Genomic DNA, 26980 nt, shown 5'->3' on the forward strand with positions numbered 1-26980 from the left:
GGAATTTAATTTTTAAACGATTCAAACGGTAGCCCTACATAGTTCTCTGCTATGGTGGTTTTATATGCTCTAGATACTTTTAGATAATCAAATTTTGCTTTTTGTAAGCGATAGGTAAATGACCCATGAGCGTCTTGTTTGTGAAATAATTTGGTCATAAAATTAGAGAAGTCCTGCGCTCTCCATATTCTACGAAGGACATCATTGGTATAGGTGTCGAGTAACGTTTCAGAATTCGTTTTATAATAGGCCACAAAGGCGTCAACCATATGTTTTACATCGGCAATGGCCAAATTCATTCCTTTACCCCCTGTTGGTGGAACGATATGAGCCGCATCGCCAGCCAATAATAATCTCCCACTTCGTAAACTATCAATCATATGGCTGCGCATTGGCGTTATTCCTTTTTCAAAAATAGGACCTTCTTCCAAGTCAAAACCAGGGGCCGCAAGACGTTGGGAAAGTTCGCTCCAAATACGGTCGTCTGACCAATTATCTACCGATTCATCATTGTCTACCTGAACATATAATCTACTTACGGTCTCTGAACGTAAACTATGTAATGCAAAACCATTCTCGTGGTATGCATATATTAACTCATCTGTTGAAGGTGCTACATTTGCCAATATGCCCAACCAGCTGAACGGATAGGTAATATCATAGGACTGGAAACTTTTCTTTGGCAAGGCCTTTCTTCCTATGCCATGAAAACCATCACAGGCTGCCACAAAATCGCATTCTAGAATTCCTTCTTCGCCGTCTTTTTCAAAATGTATTTTGGGACGCTTCGTATCAAAATCTACTATTTTGGTCGCCCTGGTTTCAAAGTGCAGTTCTCCGCCCTCTTGCAACCAGGCATCCGTAAGGTCTTTGGTAATTTCCTGTTGACCGTAAATAGTTATGGTTCTGCCGCCGGTCAATTCGCCAAAAGGGATATGAACACGTTCCTCATCAAAACTAAGGTATACGCCATCATGAACAATGCCTTCTTTTTTCATTCTGGCATCAAGACCCAATTCCTTCAAAATATCTTTGGTGTTCTGTTCTACCAAACCGGCACGAACCCTACCTTCAACATACTCCCGTGAACGCAGTTCTATGACTTCGGCATCTATATCGTGTTTTTTCAACCAATTTGCCAAGACCATCCCAGAAGGTCCGGCACCTATAATTCCTACTTGTGTTTTGATATTTATCATCCGGTTAGTATTCTATTCCTAAATCTGTAAATACTTCTTCTGCCGAATGCATGGCATCGTTGGCTGCGGGTAAACCACAATAAATTCCTGATTGTAGAATCACTTCTTTTATTTCATCTATGGTTACACCATTGTTGAATGCCGCTTTTACATGCATTTTAAACTCCGCTTTCTTATTGAGCGGTATCAACATGGCAAGGGTTATAAGGCTTCTGCTGTGTTTGGGCAAACCCGGTCGGGTCCAAATTTCTCCCCATGCGTAATGCGAAATAAATTCTTGAAAATCGGTATTGAATTCATTCTTGTTTCCGTTGGCCCTATCTACATGGGCATCACCTAAAACCGTTCTACGTACATGCATACCTCTATCAAAAGTATCTTCGCCGACTATAAAATTGATAAGCGTTTCAGCGTAATATGATGGTAATTCTGTGCTTGGCAGATGTCTGGCATGAAATACTTTTAGCTTAGCACCTGCTATTTCTTTTTGCATGTTTTCGGCTTGGGCCACATTGGTAACGGCATCTTCATCACCTGTAATGATTAAAGTCTCTGGCTGAATTTGTTTAATATCCGCCCTAAAATCGGCATTGCCAATTGCAGCACAACAGGCGGTATATCCTTCTGTTCTGTTCGCCAAGAATATTTTTTTCATTTCCGCTACGCGGGATGGATGCGTTTGGTGATAGCTTTCGGTAAACCATTTTTCCATTGTGGCATCTACGATAGCTTGCATGCCTTGTTCATTGATGGTTTCAATACGGTCGTTCCATCGTTCTACAGTACCAATCTTAGCATCTGTATTACTGATAATGAGTTTGTGCAAACGGTCTGGATGGTTGATGCCCAAGTACTGACCGATCAACCCGCCCATGGACAAGCCGCAGAAATACACTTTATCTATTTTTAATGTATCCAAAAGGTCAATTACATCGTGGCCCAATTGTTCTATTGTGTATGGTCCATCCGTAAGTTCGCTTTGCCCATGCCCCCTAGTATCATATTGTAAAACCCTAAAATAAGGTAGTAAATACGGCACCAATTCATCCCACATGGTTAAATCTGCCCCTAAAGAATTGGAGAACATCAGTACGGGACTGTTGGGTGTTCCCTGTAATTTATAGTTTGTTTTCATAACCTTATGAATACTTTTTTAATATATTTTCTGTCCAGACCACACTATTGCCTATGGCATTTTCAGGTTTGAACAAATCTTCTATAGATTCTATTTGTGGGTGCATTTCTTGAACTACCTCCTTTAAATGCTTTTGTTGTTGCAAAGCCAAGGTACACGCCTTTTTTACCGATTCGTGGGCTTGCATTTTTCCTAAGGATTTTGATAGATACAATGACACCTTTTCGGCATAAATGAGTCCGTTCGTAATCTCTATATTCTGGAGCATCCGGTCTTTATTAACTTCTAGATTCGTTATTAAATCGACGGACTTTTCTAAAGAACCACCAGTTAAATTCATGAGTTGCGTTAATGTTTCCCATTCCGCATGCCATAATCCGGCAGAACGTTCATGTTCTTGGGGCATAGCGGTAAGCATTGTAGCCACTAAACCGGGTGTGCGGGTGGCGTTGCTCAAAATAAGCGTGCATCCAACAGGATTGCGTTTATGTGGCATGGTACTGGAACCACCTTTGCCTTCTTCGGCACCTTCAAAAACCTCCCCAACTTCTGTTTGCATGAGTAAGGAAATATCCTTTGCTATTTTACCCAAAGAACCTGACAGAACCCCTAAAAAAGAAGCAAATTCTGCTAAGGAACCTCGCTGTGACTGCCATGGAAAAGATGTATTCAAGTCAAGGTTTTTTGCGAAGGCCATTTGAACCTCGGTTGTGATATTGGCATTACCAGTACCTACGGCACCACCCAACTGAATGCAAAACAAACGACTTTTTAGTTCGTTCAATCTTGTTCCAGTGCGCGAAATACCTTCTAGCCATCCGGCAGATTTTAGACCGAACGTCATGGGTTTTGCTTGCTGCAACAAGGTTCTACCCATCATAATCGTGTGCACATGGTCTTTGGTGAGTTGTACCAATGCATGCTGTAAAACTTCTAATTTGCCCTCTAACCAAACAACGTATTCCTTGATCGTTAGTATCGTTGCAGTGTCTATAATATCTTGACTGGTAGCTCCTAAATGCACATACTTAGAGGCCTCAAAATCACGATTTTTAATGGCCTTTGTTAATTGCTTTACTAAAGGAATGGCAACATTACCCCCTAAAACAATATCAGATTTTAAAGCATTAATATCAATAGCATCTACCACACAACATTCTGATATTATTTTTGATGCCGTTGATGGGATCAACCCTACCTCAGCTTGTGCCTGTGCCAAGGCAGCTTCTACGTTTAAAAGTTTGGTGACGGACTCACGATCGGAAAAAAGTTCAGTGAGTTCTTTGGCGTAAAAAGTCTCAGTGTAGAGCGACATGTACTGCTATGTATTAAATTTTAAAAAAAACGGTTTCATTGGGGCCCTGCATGTGAATATTGAATACATAGGAATCGCCTTTCTTCTCCGCAATCAACGTGTGCTTTCTATCGGCGTCAACAGCATTTAAATTAGCATCGGTTTCATTAAGTTGCTGTTCATCGGCAAAATAAATACGTGTATATGAATGCAATAATTGACCACGCATAAATAGTATTACATGAATAAATGGTGCCTGACCATTAACCGATTTTGGTTTTATTGTTTTAAAGGTAAATGTATTTCCTTCATCCGTACCCGAGCCGTAGCGTCCAAACAATTTATGCACTCCATCATCCTGCCAAAGTTCTATCATGGCATCATCTACGGGCTGTGCATTACCATCGTAAACGGTACCCGTTATGGTAATGGTTTCCACATTATTTAACCCTTTAACCATATCATGGTCTACCCAACTATCAAAATCATAGCCATACTGTTGTGGCGTTAACCCGTAGGCAAAATAAGGCCCTATAGTTTGTGAAGGAGTCTGTTTTTTAACTGCTGATGTCTTCATACTTGTTTACAAATTTTCAAATGGGGTTGCATTTTTTCCGCGTAAAACAATATCGAACCGATAGCCCAGTGCAAAATTGGCCTCGGTAACCGATAGGTCAAAAGCTGACACCAACAATTCCCTGCCTTTTAGGGGAACAGCCTTAAAAATAGGGTCATGCTCAAAGAGCGGATCGCCAGGAAAGTACATTTGGGTAATCAACCTACTGGCAATATCACCCCCGAACAACGAAAAATGTATATGATTCGGTCGCCATGCATTGGGGTGGTTTCCCCAAGGGTAAGCACCCGGTTTTATGGTGTAGAATTTATAATAGCCATGTGCATCTGTCATACAACGTCCCGTACCTAAAAAATTAGGGTCCAAGGGTGCGTCATGTTGATCTACCTTATGTACATAGCGCCCAGCAGAATTTGCCTGCCACAACTCAATTAACGTATGTGGTAAAGGGTGCCCATGTTCATTGGTGACTTTGCCATGCACCACAATACGCTCACCAATAGGTTCTCCGTCTTTTACTGAATTCTTGGTAAGATCATGGTCTAAAGCCCCTAATTTAAAATCTTTAAAAAGCGGACCTGATAAGGTAATGTCCTTCTTTTTAGGGACGACCAAGGGTTGCAATGGCGCTCTTAAAATAGTCGATTTATAGGCTTCGTCTAGATAGGGCGGTTGTACTTCGATATCAAATTTGGAGTCCGTTGTAATGCTCATGTTCAATGTATTAAACTACTGTCTTCCAAAGCTAGTACAAGTAATTTTTAATCCTTAGGACAATTTTGAATAATAGTAGGACAAAATAAACATTATCAATACTGTAAAATGTTTAAATAAGATAATATATTTAATTAAAATACTGTAATACATTACTTTATACTATATTTAAAACATAATAACATCAGTTATAAATAAACATAATGAACGATTTACTACGTTATAAGGGATTGTACGGCGAGCATCAACAGCCTTTGGTGACCGACTTTATACATATTGAACCCTTAGAGGATCGCAGTAAAATTTATGAGTGGGAGATTGCCGAGCATATTCATACAGATTTGGTGCAGTTGTTTGTCATAGAAGTAGGTAGCGGTGTTTTACTTTCTGAAGGTAACCGTATTGAACTTGCTGCCCCCTGCGTGGTTACGGTACCTGCCAACGTCTTACATGGGTTTCATTTTGAGCCTTTTATTGTTGGGGAGGTCATTACCCTCTCCGTATCTTTTTATGACACTCTTTTACAGGATAAAGCCGGTATTAAAAAGCAGAGCAACCAATTGAACTGTTTTTCCTTTTTAGAGAACACCACTACTTTTTCTGATGTGCGGTACCTTAAAGACAAAATTCAAACCGAAATCTTTGATGATGCTCCAGAAAAACTTTTAGCTTTAAGAAGGTATTTTGAATTGGTGTACCTAGCGCTCTTTCGTGAAAAATTCAGGAATACGGCAGATGCCCTACTTTCCAACAATAAAAACTTGGCGTATTATCAGCAATTTCAAGAATTGATACGACTACATGCACAAAATCTGCTGAGCATAAAGAAATTTGCCGATGCCTTGGGCATTACCCAAACCCATCTTAACCGTGTTTGCCATACCGTAACCGGAAAATCTGCCCTTAAAGTGGTACAAGATTTCACCATGATCGAGGCCAAAAAATACCTATTAAATACTTCCTACTCCATTGCCGAAGTAGCCTACTTCTTAAATTTTAACGACCCTGCCTATTTTAGCCGCTTGTTTAAAAAGCGGGTGGGCGTAGCACCTGGGGAGTTTAGGAAGGGATGAGTTTTGGTTGGTGGTTGTTATTATACGTTTTCCCGTATACAAAGTAGACGTTAACAAGCACTAAATTTTAAGCTAAATACAAAGTTTGACACGTGGAATAATCTTTTTGATTTATTTTTTTTCCTATCCTGAGCAAAATCCAAAAGATTTTGCGACTTTATAAATTTACACAGACTTTTCGTTTAAGTTCGAAGCCCGTATTGTTTATAGGTTTTGTTGTAAAATGTATTATTTCAACTCTGTGATTTCATTTAGAATATACTTCACTTTTTCGTTTTGAGATACTTTCATTGCTTCAATTATTTCTGTACACACTAACTTATAATTTACAGTTTCAACTGTAAGACCTTGCAATAATTCTGGATTACTATCTCCGCTATATTCCTTTTCATCTTCAAGGTTAAAAATTCTCCAAGTTCCTTTGTCGACATCAATTTGAACTAAATAACCGATAAATTCTTTTGTTTCTTCAGCGAGTTCTTCAGATGAATTCAGTACGTCATAAATCTTTTTTGCATTGACAGAATTTATTCTTGTAAAGTGAACTTTTTCTTGGTTTGGTGAATACCATTTATGTTTAATTACGAGATTATCATCAATTATTTTCTTTACTAGTTTTTTTAAAGTACTTACTGAATGACCTTTGACACTACGCAATATTTCTAGATAACTATCTTCATTATCAAAGTCAGATATTATCTTACTCAACTTTTCAAGTCCCATTTCGATGATTGCATTACCAAATAAGTCCGTGTGTGAAGTCGAATATAGATGAACATTAAATGAGCTATGCGAAGAAGCAAATGCTCTTAACTTATAATTCTTTGGTAAGTAGTATGATTTTTTATCTTTTACTTTTCGATTGAAAAGTTCTTTCTTATAAGTATTTTCTAAGATTATTTGATAAAGTTTCATGATATCTCCCAAATCATCTGCCTCTATACTGTAATTGTCTTCTTCATCTGATATTGCCAAATGAACAACGGCATTAGAATATTCAATTGATTCATTTACGATTATATCGTCCGATTTTTCATGATTTTTAAAATTGAAACCTGGTTCTGGAAGATATTCATTTGGTAAAACATCTATATCAAGAGCATTAGCAATAACATTATCCTCAATCGTATTAAAAGTGAACCATTGTTTAATTTCTGGACTTTCGAATATATCTCTCAAATCTAAACTGCCATTGAGGAAACCTATTAGCTTATTCTTAGAGATTTGCACCGCAATAAAATTAGCTTCATCGTCTTCATATGTTGCCAACATACATAGGTAGTCAGTCCCTACAACGTCATTCGCAATGAAAATATGCGGAAAGTCATAGTAGACCAGAATTTGCGATATGTTTAAGACTCTATTCAATTGTCTTAATTATTACATTGTTTGTTTCAAAATTAGTGCTTCTCCACCAAGAATAATGATTAGGGTCTTTAAATGTTTTTAATACTAAACCATCTTTTTGATTAAGTTCAAGTTCCAAAACAGCCTTCCATTTATTCTTATATAACGGAAGTTTTGACATATTTATGCACTTATTAATTTCATCGAAAACAGATGTTGAGCGAGCAACGCATTCATCAACCCCTTTAAATCTTGCATTTGGTTTTAACGCTCTTTGAGATTGAAAGTTTATTTCATCTGTACTCTCAGTTGTTGCAAGTCTAAAAACTTTAAATTTGTCCGGTACGAAAGCTTCGTTTGGTGGACATTTTTCAGGTAAATCTTCAATCCAACTCATTAAGGTGTTAGTTTTTCTATGTTTTACAACGTACGGATATATGTAATCATACATAAACCACACTACAGGTAATTCTAAATTCTAAAGCGGTAGACGGAGGTATGCTTTAGTATTCAATGGAAAGGTAAATAAACTTAATGGTACTAAATTACGGGAAAGCGTAAAGTTTGGTTGATGGTTGATGGTTGATGGATTCTATAGGGTAGTTAGGAGTTGTTTATTTTTTTCGTTCAAAAAACGCTATTTCAGCTTGTGTTAGCTCTTCTTTAGCTAAAGAAATTACAAATTGCTGTCGTTGGTTTACCACCAACACAAACCTATCTTTTGTAGCACTTATTTTCTTGATCCAATTCCAATCCTTGGTTTCTACCAAGTCTTTATTCCTATGCCTAATTGTTATCTTTTCTTCAGCAAATGTTACCTCCGCATCAAATTCCATTTTTTTACCCTGAACCCTGGCGGCCATGATCATTATTGGAAATACGATCAGCAGTAAACCAAAAAAATAGATCAGAAAAGAGGTGATGAAATTATACTGCTTTACAGGCACCACAACCGCAATCATTAGGGTTGCCAAAAGGTAGCTCCACACACTTTTTTTAAAGAAGAAATACATTTTTCCGCTCATGATATGCTTAAAATTGGATACTACGCTCTTCGTTACCATATTACACCTGTTCTTTTTTAGTTTTCTCAATATATGCCACATAGTGTTATAACCCTATGTTAGCACTTTTGGTTACCTACCGCTATTAAAAAGTAACGATACGATTTACATATTGTTGTTTTCTGCATTGAAACCTAGCGCATAAAAAGGGTACTAAAATTATGTAAAGAAATGATTGCTGTTGTTGTAGGTTTACTAACGCTAAAACTATTGTTCCGGAATTGGTATTTAGGGCAGTATAAATGCAATACAGCAAAGAGCGTATTCAGTCATTGGGTCTACCAGTCACTGGAGTTTTAATTCAAGGATAAGAGTAATCCCCTTGGCTAGCAAAATTGGGAAGTTCAATTTTACAGATTTTAGAATGAAAATTAAAGCATAATTCAACAAAGACAGAAACCTAAAAAGCTTGCTGATTACTTTGAAAACTTCTGCTTATAAACCCGGTACAGCTGTAAAAGCATTACAGGTACAAAATGGGCCAAAGCTCCGGCCATACTACCTTCTTCTCCTTGTAGCCCAAGAAGTGCCCAATGAGCGAAAGCCATAATAGCAGCCAGATACACCCATTGTTGTAACTTTTTCCAATTGCGCCCCATTCGTTTGACTGCTGCATTGGTACTCGTCATAGCTAAAGGAATAAACACGAAAAAGGCAATCCACCCCGTTAATATTGATAGCTCTATTGATTCGTTTACTATTTTAGAAATTGGAAATTCCAGCACATAAAAAATGGTATGGAGTAAGGTATAGGCAAATGCCGCAACACCAAAAAAGCGTCTATTTCTTAATAACCATTGCGCTACTTTCGTTTTAGGGAACATTAAACGTATTGGCGTTGCAATAAGACTTATAATCAACATACGAGCAGCAAATTCTCCGGTAATATGCATGATATCTTCATACTTAAATTGTCCTTTTGCGTAATCTAAGGTCATCATAACGCCCGGTATGGCCAATAGAAGCCAAAGCATATATTTTCCTGTAAGAAGTGATTTTAAATTGTTCATTGTTGATCGCTTTGAGCAATACTTGTTTATGCTCTGTTTTTCTAAGAAATTTCCTTTGATGAAATAAAATAGGTAACCACCCCTGCCAAAAGCGCAGGAACGGCAAAAATCATAAAATTGGCGGACATCGAAAGCCCCATACCTACGAGTACACCGCCAAGTGCAGGACCCAATACACCTCCCAGTCTACCTGCACCAATGGCCCAGCCCAGACCTGTAGTTCTAAATTCTGTGGGATACATACGGGCAGCCACGGCATACAGCCCAACAAAACCACCTTGTAGGGTAAAACCTAGTAGTCCAAAGACTATCAGTATAAAATCTGAACCCACAAATACACTGAACATTGCCATTAAAACAGCTGTTATTCCCAAGAACAGGGCAATGGTTTTTTTAAGTCCCATTTTAGATGAAATATACCCTTGTATGACAATACCGAAAAATGCACCTACATTAAAAACCGTACCCGAGTAAATGGCCAGTTCCATAGACAAGCCCGCATTCGTAGCCAGTTTTGGAATCCAACTGACGAGAAAATACAAACATCCGAAGGCAAAAAATAAGGCTACCCATAACTGAATAGTAGATCGTTTGTATTTTTTAGAAAGCAATTGATTTACAGGAATACCCAACGATTTAGCCGGTTTTTCTGGTAAGGTAGAAATTTCAGGTATTTTTAATTTAGTTAAAAGACGATTAACCTTCACAAGTGCATGCTTTGGTTGCCTTCTTACATAATATTCAATGGATTCCGAAAGGAATATAAAAATTAACGGAATAGTAATAAATGAAGCCAAGCCTGCTAATTTAAACATCATTTGCCATCCGCTAGATGGCACAACAGACGCTGCTAGATACCCAGCCAAAACTGCCCCAACAGGATAACCAGCTATAACAAAACTTACCCAAAAATCTTTAGATTTATTTGGTGTGTATTCGGCCGTTAAAGATGCGGTACTGGCGAGCATACTACCAATGCCTAAGCCACTAATAAAACGTAGAAAAATTAATTGCGGTACTGTTTCTGTGTAACCTGTTAAAAATATACTTGTACCCATTAAAAAGGCACTTATTAAAATCATTTTTTTTCGACCAATCTTATCCGCATATGGCGCCAGCAATAATGCACCCAATGCCATACCTGCAAGACCGGCGCTAAATACGACACCCAAAGCCTCGGGACCAACAGCCCACGATTTAGCGATTGCAGGGGCGCAATATGAAATGACCAGCACATCCATACCATCTAAAATGTTCATTAAAAAACAAACGAATATGGTAGCGTATTGCATGGTAGAGATGGCACGCTCATCTAACTGCAGTGCAATTGGTTTAGACATTTTATTTGGTATTAGACGTTGTAACTATCCCCTATAAGCAGTGTCTATGGTAATATTACCATTGGCAACCCTGCTTACACAGGCACACATTTTTTTATTTTCACCTTTTTCTTCTTCGCTGAAAAAGAAATCGCGATGATCAATATCGCCAGAATATTCAAGAATATCTACTTGACATAATCCGCATTCTCCTTTTTTGCAATCATACATGACATCTATTTTTGCATCAAGTAAAGCTGACAATAAGGTTTGATTTTCATTTACCTGTACTTCTCTATTAAACCTTGGTAATTTAACAGTGTATGCCTGGGGAGCAAACAAACCCGAAGCCCCAAAAGTCTCGAACCGTAAATTTTGATTATTTAACGGTCCATTTTCCCACGTCTTTCGAACTGCATTCATTAAACCAATGGGTCCGCATAGGTATACTTGCGTTTCAATATCGCAAGATTTTAAAATCTTTGACGTATCAAAAAAACCATCAATATCACTATAATGTACTGTTAAACGTTGCCCCAATACCTTTTGTAATACTTCTATATAAGGCATTTCTTGGGCAGACCTGCCCAAATATAACATGCGTACATTCTTGTCAGTTTTTGCTATCAACTCTTCTGCCATCCCTAGAATGGGCGTAATTCCAATACCGCCTGCTATAAGTAGATAATTTGAAGTATTAAAACTAAGTTCAAAGTGATTGGTGGGCTGTGAAATGCGCAATTTGCTACCTTCTTTTAATCCCCACATATATTTGGACCCGCCACGGCTTGCGGGCAAACGTTTTACCGCTATGGTATAGGGTTTATTTGAACCGTACCGCCCAACCAAAGAGTAACTCCTGATTTCTGGCAAGTCATTGATCAAAACAGCAATATCTAAATGTGATCCCACTGTAAAGGCCGCTGTGTCACCTGCAGGGATAATTTGAATTTGCATTACATTATCTGCAACTTTTTCCATTTTACCCACCACGGCATCTTCCCAAGTATTCCTATATCTCATTAGTCCTTCTTTTCTTTTGCGACCATATTATCAGTAATTCTTCTTGCCCACATGGCCCCGGCATCTATGTTCAAATTATAAAATTCACGATCCGGGTTTTCGTTGATTGCCTTTTGTTGGGCCTCTAAAATATCCTCATCCTGAGAAAAAATATGGGCGACCCCATTTTTAAGTTCTGTGGTATTGCTTTGGTCCTTTAAGTTATAATTTCTGCTAAAGGCCCAGAAATAAAGACAGGTCTGGTTCGTAGATGGTGTTATGGTATTTAATACGTAGCCATTGACCCCTTTTGACCTATCACCTTCTTGAGCGCCTGTATTTGCTAGGGCTACGCCGACATCTATATTTACGGTACAGGGAGCTTCAAATTTTATGATCTGCCAACGATCTACGGTACCATCATGGTCAAATACTTTGTTCAATTGCCCTTTCCAAAATGGTGGTGGCTGTATATCTTTCATCCATCGCGTAACGGTCGCCGTTTTCTCATCGTAGTGTACATCAAAGGGTGCTTCTGCCACATTACGGTCACCAATAGTTTCTGAATGTACAAAGGTTTCGTGGGTAAGGTCCATCAAATTATCAACCACCAACCTGTAATTACAGTGCACTTTGATCATTTGTCCGTCACCTGCCCAGTCCGGATCATCGTTCCAATGCATATCCGGAATTTTTGATTCATCGGCCAATGCCGGGTTGCCCATCCATACCCAAATAAAACGATATTTCTGAATTACAGGATAGGAGCGAACACAGGCAGATGGGTTTATGGTTTCTTGCGATGGCATATACGAACAACGCCCATCACTATTATACTCAAGCCCATGATAGCCACAAACAACCGTATCATCCCTTAAACTACCTTTGGACAAGGGCAATAGTCTATGCCAGCAAGCATCCTCCAAAGCTATTGGCGTTCCATCTTTTTTTCGATATAACACCAAAGGCTTGTTACAAATAGTGCGAGGCAATAATTTATGCTTCAGTTCCACATCCCAAGCAACCGCATACCAAGCGTTCATGGGGAAAGATTCGTTCATGGTAAAAGTATGTGTAGACATGATGTTATTTTATAGGATTATCTGCTAAACCTTATGATTTAGAATACAATTTGACACATTTTTAATAAATTTCACAATAAAGGATTGATATTGAATATATTTAGCGTACAAATGATTCAATTTTATTAATTCTTTTTATCAACTTTACAAAAGTATCCTGCAAAAAATAGGATTTATTTATAAAGCCCATACTAAAAATGTATTATTACCAATAGAATATGAAAATAATTGACTTATCCGTAACCATTTCAGACAAAGTAAAAGAGCCTTTCCCTACCGCCATTAATTATGAAGACCACAAAGAAGGGGCCAAAACCATGGGTAAGATTTTATTCGACGGTTTAGGTAATGTATTCCCAGATGGAAATGGCCCTGCCGGAGAATTTTTAACGGTAAATAGTCATGCGGGGACTCATGTTGATGCTCCCTACCATTATTACCCAACCTGTAATGGCGAACCATCAAGAACAATTGATGAAATGCCCCTGGATTGGTTTTTTAGAGATGGAGTTGTGTTGGACTTTACGGATAAGCCCGCCGGTTATATGTTTGAACCAAACGATTTAAAAGAGAAATTAGCCGCCATTAAATACACCTTAAAACCTTACGATATTGTTCTAATTCGTTGTGATGCTTCCAAACATTTACATGAAGAAGATTTTACCAGCAGGCATGTTGGTGCTTCTGCAAAAGCAACCCATTGGCTAATAGACCAAGGCATTAAGGTTATGGGTACAGATGGATGGAGTTGGGACATTCCTCTACACCTACAAGCTAAGGATTACAGATCAAATCCTAGACCAGGGATCATTTGGCAAGCACACTACGTGGGTATTGAAAAAGAATACTGCCAAATAGAAAAATTGGCTAACTTGGACAAACTTCCCCCTTTTGGATTTAAAGTGGCGTGTTTTCCAGCAAAAATTGAAAAGGCCAGCGCAGGATGGACCAGAGCTGTTGCTATTTTAGAAGAGTAATCTGTAGTATTTATTTGTTTAGTATTCATGGGAAACGAAAAGAACATACCAACGTTAAGTTCATATGAAATATCTAATTTTCATATGCATTCTATTGATTGGTTGCCCATAATATCCAACACAAGACATGATGATTTCCATATCAATAGGATTGATGATATAAGTGACAAGAAACGTTTTCATGTACTACCGCATCGTAAAACTTTTCACGATTTCTTTTTTTTAACCAAAGGAACCTCTAGAAGAAGTAAGGGTTTAAATAGTTATGAAATTAAGGCTCCTGCTATTTTCTTTTTACCCGCATACCAAATTACGGAGCATGATATGATCAGTGAAGATGCCCAAGGTTTTTACTGCCATTTTCATGAACGTATCCTTGATATATTCCCAAAAGGAATTTTGACCGAACGCTTTGTGTTTTTTCAATACCAGTCTAATCCTATAGTCCAATTAAATACAAGAACACAGGAAATTATTGCCACTATTTTAGAGCGATTATTTACTATATATAGAGGAGAGAGTTCTAGTAAAAACTTAATTTCCTTATACCTTATGACCATTTTTGAAGAACTGAAATCTGAAATGCCAGAGGTAAGAACCAAAAATAGAAAATCTAATTTTGAAATTACAAAACGGTACAAACATGCCCTTGCAAAACATATTTATGATTATCAAAATATAACCGACTATGCAGATTTGTTGAACGTTACACCAAACTACCTTAATAAATGTGTTAAAACCGCAATTGATAAAACCGCACAGGATCTTCTTAAAGAAATGCTCATCTTAGAAGCAAAAACTTTGATCAAACATTCTGAACTTAACATCTCGGAAATCGCCGTGAAACTTTGTAATCAGACCCCAAGTAATTTTGCGCGTTTTTTTAAAAAACAAACCGGACTTTCACCAAAAGAATACGCACAAACCAACTAGTGTATTCCATTTTAAATTGCCCTTTATTCCCATTTTAAATTTTGCCACTTTCCGGTATTGATTCTGCTAAATGATTTTGTAGAAAAATTATATCTATTTGGATTGTGTTTAATCAAACCCTAAATTAAAAAAACATCAAAAAGAATTGATTTTGAATAGTATAGTTCTTTTTTTGATTCACAATTACCGTTATTATATTGGAAATTTGGAGACATCATTTTTGATATATTAATAAAATTTAAATATTAAAATGATAAATATCATTTTTTATCCAACTTAAACTAACTCAAATGAAAAATAACGTTCGGCTACTCTTAACTTGCTTCGGATTCTTAATGATTGGTTTTGCCCAAGCTCAAACAGGCGAAATTACTGGTCAAGTAAAAGATGAATCTGGTGCTGTACTACCTGGTGCTTCTATTTTAATAGAAGGAACAAAGAATGGAACCATGACAGATTTTGATGGGAAATTTAGACTTAGCGGTCTAGATAGTGGAGATTACCAAGTAATAATTTCTTATGTTGGTTTTACAAGAAAGAAAATTGCTGTTTCCGTTCCACAATCACAACCTTTATCCGTCTCGCTAGCAGAAGATGCTACGCAATTAGATGATGTTATTGTTACCGGTGTTTTTGATGCACGAAGTCGTATGGATGCATCTGTGGCAATTACAACTATTGGAGCTAAACAATTGGCAAGAGTGGCACCTACAAGTTCTGCAGATTTATTGAAGAACATACCAGGTGTTTTTGTAAACCAAGCAAGAGGAGAAATTTGGAACTCCGTTTATTCAAGGGGGCTTTCTGCAAACTCAATTGATAATTTAAATGGTTACCGCTATGTTTCTTTGCAAGAAGATGGGTTACCTGTTACAAATGTTGAGTTATATCCTGATTTATTTTTAAGAGCTGATGCTATGACGTCTCGTGTTGAAGCTGTTAGAGGTGGTACCGCATCTATTTTAGGCGCTAATGCTCCAGGTGGTATTTTTAATTACGTTTCTAAAACAGGAGGAAATGAATTTGCAGGCGAAGTAAGGGCTAAATATGGTCTTGAAGGCAATGGCCAAAACCCATATTACAGAGCTGATTTTAATGTAGGTGGCCCTTTAAGTAATGGTTGGACATACAATATTGGTGGATTTTACCGTAAATCAGATGGAGCAAGAGACCGTGGCTATCCAATTAATAAGGGTGGTCAAATTAGAGCTAATATTGTAAAAAAATACAATACAGGTTCTTTTAGAGTAAACTTAAAATATTTGAATGATAAGAATGACAGAATGGCTTTCATACCTTCTACAAACTGGGAAGACCCACAAATAGCAAATGGTTTTTCTAAGTACGATTCTTATGCGCTATATGACTTCTCATTGGAAGTACCGTTTAACGACGAAGGCTCTAGAACTATTAATTCTACAGATTTGCTGCACAATATAGATCGTTCTATTGGTTTTAACTGGGTGCAAGATTTGGGGAATGGCTTTTCTTTAAAAAATGATTTTAAATATTCTAGAAAGGATGATGAAAGAAATGCTACGGCCGTAGTAACCCCTATTAGCACTACATCCATTCCATTCTATGCAATACCGGGATTATTTGCTGGGCCGGCACCACATCGTACCGGAACATACCGATTTGCAGATCCAACTACAGGACAAGAATTTGGTACTGTAACATTGACTCCTAACGTTGGGCCAAATGCAGTGCCCGGGCCACCTGTACTGTTTACACCAGGAGCAAATAATAATTTTCCTGGATCTAATATACAGCCCAATTCATTAATGTTTATGCCATTATTCTATACGGATATTGACAGAAATGAAATTGCCAATCAATTAATTCTTACTAAAAAAACAGAAAAAAGTAGTTTTAACTTAGGTAGCTTTTATAGCCGCTCAAAATTAGATATTACAAATTACAGCAAAGGTATGGGTCTTAGTGGTGGGCTTATCCAAGATCGCCCAGTGCCAGCTCAGATTACTTTAGACGCCAATGACGGAAATACGTATGAAGTTACAAGTCCTGAAGGTTTTATGAATGTAGGGTGGACAGGTTCTGATGATGGAGAAACTACTCAGGGTGTGTTTGCACTTTTCTTTGGACATAATTGGAAAATTACACCAAAACTTACATTCGATTACGGACTTAGATATGAGAATATATCTTCGGAAGGATTTAATTCTATTGCAATTGGAAACCCTAGACAAAACGACCCATCTTTTGGTGGTCGTGATGGAAACCCGCTTACGCTTTGGGATAATGGAGGGGGTACAGCAGGCCCTCCAATAAATTACGATTATGATTTAAACAGCTTTTCTTATACGGCAGGTCTAAATTATAAGTTTAGTGAACAACGCGCTATTTATGCAAGGTTTGCGCGTGGTAACAAGGCGCCATCAACCTCCTTTTATTTAGATTTAAACAATGATGATTTAGTAAATACATTAAATCAGAGTGAATCTCTTTTAGAAGAAATAACCCAATTTGAAATAGGGTATAAAGTGAACACTGATAAATTAAAACTAGTGGCGACGCCATTTTATAGTAACCTGAAAAATGTACCAAACATTCAAACTTTTTCAACTGAGAGTCGTACTAACTATTCTCCTACTTATCAGTTCAACGAGTATACTACTTTGGGCTTTGAATTGGAAGGAACCTATAATATTACCGATAAGTGGTTGGTAAGGGCAAATGCAGTAGTGCAAAATGCAAAAGCTGATAAATATACAGCTTGGGCAGAAGGTGAAGATGGAGCTGGTGATGATACAATTGTAGATTACTCTGGTAATGAAGCTGATAACAGTGCTAACCTTATATTTAACATCAACCCTATTTACAATGGTGAAAAGTTCTACGGATCATTAAACTATAGCTATATGGGTGATAGACAAGCAAATGTACTTAATGCCTTTACCCTACCTGCATTTGGTAACGTTGATTTGGCATTTGGTTATGATTTTTCTAAAAAATTCGGTCTACAACTAAATATAAATAATGTGTTAGACAAATACGGAATTTTAGGATGGCAAGGGCCAGGTGGTTTTCCACAGGCTCTGAACAGAGATGGTTTTGGTCCTGATTATATTGCCAACAATCCCAATGCAACTTTCTCAACACAGGGTAGCATGCCAAGAGCTTATTTCTTAACTGCCACTTATAGATTCTAATTTTTGTTTTTGTTTATTGAATAAGTGTTTTACGCTAAGGATATTGAATTTCAAATTCTATATCCTTAGTTTCTTTCAAAAGACAAACCCCAATTTGATATTTTACGAGCTGAAAATGAGCGTTTTATAATTTTAAAAAATTGTTTTATGAGAATACTGATTTTAGGAGTTTTTACCCTTTTCTGTCTTAGCTGTAAAGACGCCGCTACAAATAAAGCAGAGGCTACCCAGCCAGAAAAAAAACCGAACATAGTTTTGATTTTGGCAGATGATATGGGCTTTTCTGATTTGGGAAATTATGGATCAGAAATAAATACGCCAAGCCTTGATCGTCTTGCGTCTGAAGGAACACGGTTAACGCGTTTTTACACCAATACCATCTGCGCTCCTTCACGCACCAGTTTGCTTACTGGGCAATATCCGCACAAAGCAGGTATGGGCTTCTTTAATGAAGATTTTGGGGTAAAAGGTTATGAAGGTTATATTAATAAAGAATCGCTGACCCTGGGTGAAGTATTTAAGGCAGGTGGTTATTCCACCTATATGGCCGGTAAATGGCACGTAGGTAATGAGAGACCACATTGGCCACTACAGCGTGGTTTTGATAATTTCTTTGGGTTTTTGGATGGTGGCGCCAGTTATTTTGATACTAAGCCTTTGCTAAAAGGTCCACCTTCAACAGCATTCTTGTATGAAGGTAATGAGGTTTATACTATAGAAAAGGAAGATTTTTACCTAACGGATGAACTAACTACAAGAGCTATCGATTTTGTAAAGAACAATCCAGCAGAAAAACCATTTCTACTTTATATGGCCTATAATTCTCCGCATTGGCCATTACATGCAAAACCAGAAGATATTGCCAAGTATAAAGGAAAATATGACGCTGGTTGGGATGAACTACGTAAACTCCGTTTTGAGAACATCAAAAAACTAGGACTTGCTGATGAAGACTGGAATCTCTTTAAAGATAAATTATTACCACCTTGGGATAGTTTAACTGAAGAAGAAAAAAGCGAATGGACACTTAAAATGGAAGTCTATGCCGCTATGGTAGACAATTTGGACCAAAATATAGGAAAACTACTGAATTATTTAGGTACCACTGATCAATTGGATAATACGGTAGTTATTTTTCTATCTGATAATGGCGCTGAAAATATGGATGTTGGCAAAATGCCTTTTACGGTTAAACGAAATGAAGGCACTGTGGGTACTGCTGGTTCAATGCAATCGTATTCCAAAAAATGGGCCCAGGTGTCTAACAGTCCATTAAGAAGTTATAAATCATCTCCTTATGAAGGGGGCCTAGCAACACCGTTTATCATACGCTATCCAAATCAAAAAGAAGCGGGAAAGGTAATGAAAGGGGGAAGCCACGTGGTAGATATAATGCCCACATTATTGGATATCGCCAGTATTGAATACCCTGAAACCTATAATGGCACTAAAGCGAACGCCCTTGCCGGTGAAAGTTTCCTGCCCTTATTACAAGGTGAAGATTGGAACAGGGAACAACCCATTTGTTTTGAATGGTTTGGTGACCGTGCCGTTTGGTTGGGCGATTTAAAGGGTGTTCATCAGTACCAAAAAGAGTGGGAACTGTATGACCTTTCTACCGATAGAACCGAATCTAATGATATCGCTGCTTCCCAGCCAGAAATCATTGCTAAAATGGATTCGATTTATAACGTTTGGGCAAATGCAAATGGAGTTATCGAATGGTCAGATGAGCTAGGTAAAAAAACACAGTTTAGAAAATCTCCACACTAAATAATTATAGCTATGAAAAAATTATTCTCTTATGAAAATGGAATAGTTACACTAATGGCCTTGACCTTTGGAGTACTATTTTTTGACCGATTAGCGCTAAATTATTTAGTACCATTCGTAGCCAAAGACCTTAATTTAAATAATACACAAATAGGGCTCTTAGCAGGAATTTTATCCTTGGCTTGGGCATTTTCCAGTTATTATACCACGGCTTGGTCAGAGTCCAAAAACAAGAACAAAATCACCTTTCTAATTGCCATCGTTATTTTTTCGGTATGTTCATTTGGTTCAGGTATGGCTATTGGTTTTGGTACTTTATTTGTTGCCCGGTTAATAATGGGTTTAGCAGAAGGTCCGGTAATTCCATTAGCACAAGTTTTTGTGGAACGAGAATCTACACCAAGCAGACTTGGTCTTAATGTAGGCATATTACAAGCCGTTGGCGGTGCATTATTTGGTTCTATTCTAGCCCCTGTAATTCTTATTCAGATAGCTGAAAATATGGGTTGGCGTACTGCTTTTTATGTAGCAGGTGTGCCGGGTCTATTACTAGGGCTCATTGCAGTTTTCTATTTAAAAAAATCGACTACTGAAAGTAGGGGAGCCAAAAAGGATACGGGATTTGCCCTCAAAGAAATTTGGGCATATAAAAACATTAAATGGGGTACGGCATTGGCATGTTGTGTATTTGGCTGGTGGTTTGCGACCATTCCTTTTATTACCAAATACTTTACAGATGTACAAGGTATGGCCGCCAATGATATGCAAAAGACAATGGGGCTATTAGGGGTAGCAATGCTAATATCCTCCTTGTTTTTCCCTGGAATTTCAGATAAAATAGGAAGAAAAAAAGCATTGTATATCGCAGTAATTTTGGGCATTTTTTACCCTTTTGCGGTATATTACCTAAACGGATCTGACATACATTTACCCGCTATGTTTTTTAGTTATGCTATGGTAGGCGCCATACCCTTGGTTGCTGCAATTGTACCTTCTGAAGCCGTTCCAAATCATTTAAAGGCGAAAGCTATTGGCTTTGTAACTGCAGTCGCCGAAATTATAGGTGGGGTTATTGTTCCTGCTATTTCAGGCGCACTTTCTGATATTGTTCATGAATCAGCCTTTTTATGGGTTGCTGCTGTATTGGCTGTTCTAGCCTTATTTTTCTTATCCAAATTAGAAGAAACAAAAGGAAAGGTATTTACAGAAAATGCTGTGGGGTAAATGAAAAACTCAATTCGTAGAATTGTTACTGGTCATACCAAAAATGGCAAAGCTATTTTTAGTTCGGATAATTCTATTGAGCCTTTAATCATAACAAGCGGTGATGCAGCAATGGCCACCATTTGGAGTACGTTAACTGTACCTGCAGACTGTAATGATGAAACCGATGGTAGGTTTAACGATGTAGGTACAACACTAAATGGAGGTTCGGTAATACGAATTGTTGACATGTTACCGGGTGCAAGCTCACCTATGCATCGTAGTAATAGTATAGATTATGGTATTGTATTGAGCGGTACCATTGAACTAGAATTAGACGACCAAATAATTAAAACGGTAGGTCCACAAGAAATTATAGTGCAACGTGGTACAATTCATAAATGGAGAAACCCTAGTACTACAAATATTTGTAGAATACTTTTTGTCTTAATAGAGGCAAAACCTTTTAAAGTTGATGGTAAATGTTTACCTGAAGTTATGGAATAGCAATATTGATATTATGGAAAAAAAGGCAAATAAATACAAACTGAAACTTGAGCTTTTAGAACTACTTAGGCCAAATGACACCATTTATGAGCCTATAGAATTAGAGTTCGGAAATCATGACAATATTTTTGAGATTATTGAACGCATGAAAAAACGAAATCGATTCAAGACGGAACAAGATTCGGTAGAATTTGCAATTGGACTTAAACTTTTTAGCGAGGTGATGTTAAAGAACAAAGACAATCCACTATTTGAAGATTTTAGACCAGCTTTTGGTGCTATGATGAAAAAATTAAAATCAGCGGAATAAAAAGGCATGAAAAAGGATTCGAAATTTCTTCAAGTTTTAGCGGATTATGATGAGCGCATGCAGTCAGAGGATGAGATTATGAAGTCTTTGCCTGTTGTTGAAGGTATGAAACGGCGAGATGAGTTTTTGTTATCGGTAGGTGAAGATGCTGCCGTTTTTATGAATACCTTATTAAAATCAGCTAAATCGAAAACGATATTAGAAATAGGTACATCTTATGGCTATTCTACCCTATGGTTGGCAGAGGCAGCAAGAGAAAATGACGGCATTGTAATTACGTTAGAGGCTGATGAAAGCAAAGTAACATACGCTAAACATAAATTGAATGAAGCGGGTCTTTCTGAATATGTTGATTTTAGAGTGGGTGATGCTTTAGCGCTTATGAAAGAGGCAAAAGAGTCTTTTGATTTTGTTTTAGTAGATGTTTGGAAAGAATTATACCTGCCTTGCTTTGAGTTGTTTTATCCTAAATTAAAAAATAAGGCTTGGGTAGTTGCAGATAATATGATATTCCCGCCGCAATCAATTGAAGAAACAAAACGCTATCAAAACCGAATACGTAATACAGGAGTTTTCACTTCGGTATTATTGCCTATTGGAAGTGGAATGGAATTGAGTCAATACGAACAAATAAAATAGGTTTTAATAACGAAAAGCAGATAATTGGTAATAGTTCAGTGTAATTGAGACCTAATATGTAAAATTGGTCTAAACACTAAATCAGTCACCTTTTAATCTTAAGTAGATTTTAGCTTAAAATGAATGATTTAAACCAAATAAACCTTGTAATAAATATAAAAATAATTGATTTAGAATAGTACATCCCTCTTAATGATTCAGAATTTGAGTGAGTATAAAGTAAATTTGTAATACTAAAGAAAGAATAAAAAAAATTATAGAAATGGCAAAAAACCCACATTATTTTTCGCAAATGGCCCATGTTGAGGTCTTAACCAAGGACCTTGAAAAATCGGTACATTTTTTTGGTGATATTGTTGGAATGGATATTACAGGAAGAGAAGAAGGTTCTGTTTATTTAAGAGCTTGGGGAGATTATTTTCATCATACCTTAAAATTGACACAAAGCGACAAGTCTGGACTTGGACATATTGGGTGGAGAGCGGATAGCCCAGAGGCTTTAGAAGAAGCCGTTGAATATTTGGAAAGTATTGGTGCCGGTAGGGGTTGGTATGATGGTGACCAAGGCCATGGTAAAGCTTTTAAATTTCAATCTCCTGAAGGTCATATGCATGAAGTTTTTTGGGATGTGCAATGGCTTCGCGAAGAAGGGGAACGTGGTAGCGTGTATGCAGACCGCTATTCCAGCAACCGACTACAAGGGGCAAATCCAAGAAGATTTGACCACGTAACATATATGGTATCTAAAGGCGCTTACCCTGCTGAAAAAGCATTTTGGAAAGCTTTAGGGTTTAAAAATCCGGATGAGATTCGTATTTCAGATGAGATACCCCCAATTGGAGGTTTACACACCCTTGCGAACCTATCTCATGACATAGCCATCTTTACAGACCCGAATATAGAACCTAACCAAGCAGTTTTAAACCATATTTGCTGGAACGTTGACAGCCGTGAAGAAGTACTTTTAGCTTTGGACTATTTCATAGAAAAGGGTTACAAAAGTGTTATGGGGGCACCAACAAGACACAAAGCAGATGAAGGTTTCTTTATCTACATTGTTGACCCAGGAAGTGGAATCTTATTTGAATACTATGCTTGTGCAAGATTAGTTTTTGCACCAGATCATTTAGACGTTCATTATTTAAAAGATAACCCAAATGATGCATGGGGTTCTGTAAATCCGTTTGCAGAAATGGCAAAAGGTAAAAAACTTGGACTATCTGATGATGGTACAGTGAAACCTGTAGATATTTAAGCTACTTTATTTAAGTAGAGATAACAATTTTTAAAACACACACGTATTATGTGGCATTTTTTTCCAGGCAAATACATGCCTTCTTATCAAGTTAATAGAGCATTGACCCAAGCACATTATGGTGGTGGCGAGTTTGCAGAAATATTAGAAGCAGCGGGTAATATTGACCCAGATAATAGAGAAACCTTTAATATAGCTTGGCTAAATAAAGGAAATGAGGTTTATGGTTGGGCAGAAGATTATGAAAACAAAAATGCTTTTGTATCTGCTAGACGAACCTATTTAAGAGCATTCAATTATTTACGCACGGCGGAATTTTTCATGAATCTACAAGATGATCGAAAAATACCAACTTACCTTAAAGCAAGAGAGGCTTTTATAAAGGCGACCAAATATTTTGAAGAAAAACCAATTCAGGTAGAAGTTCCTTTTGAAGGTTCCTTTTTGCCGGGATATCTATTTAAGCCAAAAGGTGTGAAAAATCCACCAGTAATGGTGATGTTTGGCGGATTGGATAGTTTGGCTGAAGAACTTTATTTTGGAATTGGTGACCACTTAATGGAAAGGGGTGTTGCCTTGTTAGCTATGGACGGTCCAGGCCAAGGAGCCGCTTTACGATTAAACCATATTCACTCTAGACATGATTATAATGTTGCTGGTACCGCAGTTTTGGATTGGGTTTTAGAAAACCTGAAAGATGAAGTTGATACCACTAGCGTTGGTATTGCAGGCGTATCCATGGGAGGATACATGGCCGCACGTTGTGCAGCTTTTGAACCTCGTTTTAAAGTATGCATGATATTTGGAGCTGTTTGGTCTTACTATTCCGTTTGGGCCGGTAGAAGTGGTAAACATCCTTTAGCAGAAATCGTTCAACATATTATGGGTGTTGATAGTTATGAAGATGTTCTTAAAAAATTGGAAGGATATACCTTGGAGAACGGCGTAGCCGAAAAAATCTCTATACCAACATTTATAATGCATGGCGGTGGTGATAAACAGAATTTTGTGGAGCACGCAATTACTTTAGAAAAACATTTAACATGCGAACACAAAATGAAAATCGTACCTGAAGGAGAAAGTGGTTCTCAACATTGTCAAGTAGATAATTTTATGCCTGCTCTAGACATGTTCGATTGGATTGCAGAGAAAATTCACGCCTAACGTTCATTTTTGTTTAATTCATAAAATTCACAATATGTCAGCAGTTAAAAAGGTACTTGTAGTCGGTGGAGGAATAGGAGGTCAATCTGTAGCGATAGCATTGGCAAAAAAAGGTGTAGAGGTTGAAATTGCAGAACGCTTGGATGCATTTAATGTGTATGGAGTTGGTATTATCCAACAATCTAATGCCCTTAGAGCATTAGATAGAATTGGTCTTGCTGATAAGACCATGGAAGAAGGCTACCCATACGGACAGTTGAAAATGTTCACTGCAGGTGGGCATTTTTTAGGACTTGCCGGTGCACCTCCTGTAGAGAAATATCCTAGCCATAATGGTATTTCTCGTAGAACACTTCATGAAATCATGTATGAAGAGGCCATAAAAATCGGAGTGATTTACAAAATGGGAACTACAGTTACAAAAATAGATAACAATGAAAATGATGTAACGGTAACCTTTACAGACAATACCCAAGGTACCTATGATATTTTAATAGCATCGGATGGAATAAACTCTGATATGCGTGCTTTAATTTTTGGTGAATTTAAACCTCGCTATATGGGTGTTTCGGTTTGGAGATATGCGTTTAAAAAGCATGAGGACTTAGATACTGCTTATATGTATTATGGTAAGCGAAGTAAAATCGGTTTTATTCCAATGTGTGATAAAACAATGTATATGTTCTTGGTATCGGCAGAAGGTGCTGATAATCCTTGGATAGAAAAATCGGCCTATATACCTATGCTGAAAGATTATTTAGCTGAGTTCCCGGTTAAAATTGCCCAAGATGCAAGAGAACAGATTACAGATCCAAACCTGGTAAATTATCGCCCAATCGAAGCAAGCCACTTACCAGGCCCTTGGTTTAAAAATAGGGCGATTGTTATAGGCGATGGTGCACATGCAACGGTACCACAACTAGGTTCAGGTGCCGCTTTGGCTCTTGAAGATGGGGTTGTTTTAGCAGAAGAATTAGAAAAAGCTTCTACAGTTGACGAAGCTTTTAAAGCCTTTATGAAAAGACGCTACGACCGTTGTATGGCCATTGTAAATGCTTCTGAGACATTGGCCGAATGGGAGCTAATGGAGTTTGAAGGAAAACCGTTACCAGAAGGAGCTAATTTAGGTAAAGTAATAGGCCAAGCAGTAGGTACTTTAATGGCTCCATTTTAATAAAACACAAATGAAATTAGTAACATTCCAAAATAAAGAAGGGTCTATACAGACCGGATGGTTAAAAGCAGATGGCGTTGTTGGCATGCAAAAGGCAGATGACCGCCTTCCTAATGATATGCTTAGTTTTATAGATGACCATGAAAGCTATTTCCAAATAATAAAGGATAATAATCTAGAGGAAATTGACCCACACTATAATTTAGAGGAAATAAAATTATTAGCGCCACTACCCAACCCGAGAAGCTTTAGAGACTATGTTGCCTTTGAACAGCATATGTTGAATGCATCCAATTCTTTCGGACATACCGTTAGTCCAGAATGGTATAACATTCCTATTTTCTATTTCACCAATCACCAAGCCATTTATGGCCCAGAAGATAAGATAAAGAGACCTGAGAAAGAAACCAAATTTGACATTGAACTAGAAATGGCCGTCGTCATGGGTAAAAAAGGCGCGGATATTAAAGCCGAAAATGCAGATGACCATATTTTTGGTTATACAGTATTTAATGATTGGACCGCGAGGGCAATACAAAGACAAGAGATGACCGTGCCACTAGGACCGCATAAAGGAAAGGATTTTGCCAATGCAATTGGCCCTTGTATTGTAACCAAAGACGAGTTCGAAAAATATCGCTGCACCATTTCCAGGGATACCCATCCGGAACATTTAGCAATGCCCTTAACCACAAATGGGCGATTTGACTTAAAAATGACTGCTCGCATTAATGGAGAAACTATGTGTGAGGGTAATTATAAAACCGTGCATTGGACTTTTCCACAAATGATAAAAAGAGCTTCAGAAAATAATGTTCAGTTAATGCCTGGTGACATTTTAGGTAGTGGTACCGTTGGATGGGGAAGTCTTATTGAAAATAACTTTTCGGTTCATAGACCATTGGAGCCTGGGGACGAGGTTGAATTAGAGATTGAGGGGATTGGGGTGTTGAGGAATAAAGTCGTTTAAATTTGTAAATTATCTGTTTAATTCGTGGATTCGATTTACTTAAGTTAGCTTCATTTATTTAAAAGCATATTCTAGAATGGAATAGT

At 37.6% G+C, this 26980-nt stretch carries 25 protein-coding genes; 13 read left to right on the top strand and 12 right to left on the bottom strand.

Going from position 1 to position 26980, the window contains the following annotated elements:
• Positions 1–5: 5 nt before the first annotated feature.
• Genes H9565_RS05075 through pcaH form a run of 5 tightly spaced genes read right to left on the bottom strand, consistent with a single transcriptional unit; the run spans position 6 to position 4919 of the window.
• On the bottom strand, positions 6–1199 hold the full coding sequence (locus tag H9565_RS05075) for a 4-hydroxybenzoate 3-monooxygenase (protein ID WP_215438099.1): 1194 nt from the start codon (positions 1197–1199) through the stop codon (positions 6–8).
• 4 nt (positions 1200–1203) lie between these two features.
• A complete protein-coding gene (gene pcaDC / locus H9565_RS05080) occupies positions 1204–2334 on the bottom strand; it encodes a bifunctional 3-oxoadipate enol-lactonase/4-carboxymuconolactone decarboxylase PcaDC (protein WP_215438100.1) in 1131 nt (376 codons plus the stop codon).
• A 4-nt stretch (positions 2335–2338) separates the two neighbouring features.
• A complete protein-coding gene (pcaB, locus tag H9565_RS05085; RefSeq protein WP_215438101.1) occupies positions 2339–3649 on the bottom strand; it encodes a 3-carboxy-cis,cis-muconate cycloisomerase in 1311 nt (436 codons plus the stop codon).
• 13 nt (positions 3650–3662) lie between these two features.
• Positions 3663–4205 (bottom strand): protocatechuate 3,4-dioxygenase subunit alpha, encoded by a 543-nt coding sequence (gene pcaG / locus H9565_RS05090; RefSeq protein ID WP_215438102.1) that lies wholly within the window; start codon positions 4203–4205, stop codon positions 3663–3665.
• Between the two features lie 6 nt (positions 4206–4211).
• Positions 4212–4919: a protocatechuate 3,4-dioxygenase subunit beta gene (gene pcaH, locus H9565_RS05095; RefSeq protein ID WP_215438103.1), complete on the bottom strand. Its 708-nt coding sequence runs from the start codon at positions 4917–4919 to the stop codon at positions 4212–4214.
• A 203-nt stretch (positions 4920–5122) separates the two neighbouring features.
• Here pcaH and H9565_RS05100 point away from each other — a divergent pair, with 203 nt between their 5' ends.
• Positions 5123–5992 (top strand): helix-turn-helix domain-containing protein, encoded by an 870-nt coding sequence (locus H9565_RS05100; RefSeq protein ID WP_215438104.1) that lies wholly within the window; start codon positions 5123–5125, stop codon positions 5990–5992.
• 228 nt (positions 5993–6220) lie between these two features.
• Here H9565_RS05100 and H9565_RS05105 read toward each other — a convergent pair whose 3' ends face one another.
• From H9565_RS05105 to H9565_RS05135, 7 genes are all read right to left on the bottom strand, one after another.
• Entirely contained in the window at positions 6221–7360 is a 1140-nt protein-coding gene (locus H9565_RS05105) for a DUF6575 domain-containing protein (RefSeq protein WP_317195428.1), read from the bottom strand.
• The gene (locus H9565_RS05110) at positions 7353–7736 is read right to left on the bottom strand and encodes a hypothetical protein (RefSeq protein ID WP_215438106.1); all 384 of its coding nucleotides are present in this window, start codon (positions 7734–7736) and stop codon (positions 7353–7355) included. The genes H9565_RS05105 and H9565_RS05110 overlap by 8 nt, the downstream gene beginning before the upstream one ends.
• Before the next feature lie 217 nt (positions 7737–7953).
• Positions 7954–8403, bottom strand: a complete 450-nt coding sequence (locus tag H9565_RS05115) for a hypothetical protein (protein ID WP_215438107.1) — start codon at positions 8401–8403, stop codon at positions 7954–7956.
• 416 nt (positions 8404–8819) lie between these two features.
• Positions 8820–9413, bottom strand: coding sequence for a protein-methionine-sulfoxide reductase heme-binding subunit MsrQ (locus H9565_RS05120; RefSeq protein WP_215438108.1), 594 nt, complete (start codon positions 9411–9413; stop codon positions 8820–8822).
• 41 nt (positions 9414–9454) lie between these two features.
• Positions 9455–10753, bottom strand: coding sequence for an MFS transporter (locus tag H9565_RS05125; protein WP_215438109.1), 1299 nt, complete (start codon positions 10751–10753; stop codon positions 9455–9457).
• Between the two features lie 24 nt (positions 10754–10777).
• Positions 10778–11755, bottom strand: coding sequence for a PDR/VanB family oxidoreductase (locus H9565_RS05130; RefSeq protein WP_215438110.1), 978 nt, complete (start codon positions 11753–11755; stop codon positions 10778–10780).
• Complete coding sequence (locus tag H9565_RS05135) at positions 11755–12816, bottom strand: aromatic ring-hydroxylating dioxygenase subunit alpha (protein WP_215438111.1); 1062 nt, start codon at positions 12814–12816, stop codon at positions 11755–11757. Before H9565_RS05135 ends, H9565_RS05130 begins: the two co-directional genes overlap by 1 nt.
• 218 nt (positions 12817–13034) lie before the next feature.
• Between H9565_RS05135 and H9565_RS05140 the strand changes: the two genes are divergently transcribed.
• From H9565_RS05140 to H9565_RS05195, 12 genes are all read left to right on the top strand, one after another.
• The gene (locus H9565_RS05140; RefSeq protein WP_144803340.1) at positions 13035–13793 is read left to right on the top strand and encodes a cyclase family protein; all 759 of its coding nucleotides are present in this window, start codon (positions 13035–13037) and stop codon (positions 13791–13793) included.
• Positions 13794–13877: 84 nt separating this feature from the next.
• Positions 13878–14726 carry a helix-turn-helix domain-containing protein gene (locus H9565_RS05145; protein WP_215438112.1) on the top strand — a complete coding sequence of 283 codons (849 nt, stop codon included), beginning with the start codon at positions 13878–13880 and terminating at the stop codon, positions 14724–14726.
• Positions 14727–15016: 290 nt separating this feature from the next.
• Complete coding sequence (locus H9565_RS05150) at positions 15017–17899, top strand: TonB-dependent receptor (RefSeq protein WP_215438113.1); 2883 nt, start codon at positions 15017–15019, stop codon at positions 17897–17899.
• A 147-nt stretch (positions 17900–18046) separates the two neighbouring features.
• Positions 18047–19672, top strand: coding sequence for an arylsulfatase (locus tag H9565_RS05155; protein ID WP_215438114.1), 1626 nt, complete (start codon positions 18047–18049; stop codon positions 19670–19672).
• A gap of 12 nt (positions 19673–19684) precedes the next feature.
• Complete coding sequence (locus H9565_RS05160) at positions 19685–20896, top strand: MFS transporter (protein ID WP_215438115.1); 1212 nt, start codon at positions 19685–19687, stop codon at positions 20894–20896.
• Entirely contained in the window at positions 20897–21382 is a 486-nt protein-coding gene (locus H9565_RS05165; protein ID WP_215438116.1) for a cupin domain-containing protein, read from the top strand.
• Positions 21383–21395: 13 nt separating this feature from the next.
• Entirely contained in the window at positions 21396–21692 is a 297-nt protein-coding gene (locus H9565_RS05170; RefSeq protein WP_215438117.1) for a DUF3861 domain-containing protein, read from the top strand.
• A 6-nt stretch (positions 21693–21698) separates the two neighbouring features.
• Positions 21699–22331: an O-methyltransferase gene (locus H9565_RS05175; RefSeq protein ID WP_215438118.1), complete on the top strand. Its 633-nt coding sequence runs from the start codon at positions 21699–21701 to the stop codon at positions 22329–22331.
• A gap of 262 nt (positions 22332–22593) precedes the next feature.
• Positions 22594–23586 (top strand): VOC family protein, encoded by a 993-nt coding sequence (locus H9565_RS05180; protein WP_089261069.1) that lies wholly within the window; start codon positions 22594–22596, stop codon positions 23584–23586.
• 48 nt (positions 23587–23634) lie between these two features.
• On the top strand, positions 23635–24750 hold the full coding sequence (locus tag H9565_RS05185; protein ID WP_089261070.1) for an alpha/beta hydrolase family protein: 1116 nt from the start codon (positions 23635–23637) through the stop codon (positions 24748–24750).
• Positions 24751–24784: 34 nt separating this feature from the next.
• Complete coding sequence (locus H9565_RS05190; RefSeq protein ID WP_215438119.1) at positions 24785–25924, top strand: FAD-dependent monooxygenase; 1140 nt, start codon at positions 24785–24787, stop codon at positions 25922–25924.
• A 10-nt stretch (positions 25925–25934) separates the two neighbouring features.
• The gene (locus H9565_RS05195; protein ID WP_215438120.1) at positions 25935–26894 is read left to right on the top strand and encodes a fumarylacetoacetate hydrolase family protein; all 960 of its coding nucleotides are present in this window, start codon (positions 25935–25937) and stop codon (positions 26892–26894) included.
• Positions 26895–26980: the final 86 nt, after the last annotated feature.

Origin of the sequence: Zobellia russellii, assembly GCF_018728565.1 — a bacterium.
Classification (GTDB): domain Bacteria; phylum Bacteroidota; class Bacteroidia; order Flavobacteriales; family Flavobacteriaceae; genus Zobellia; species Zobellia russellii.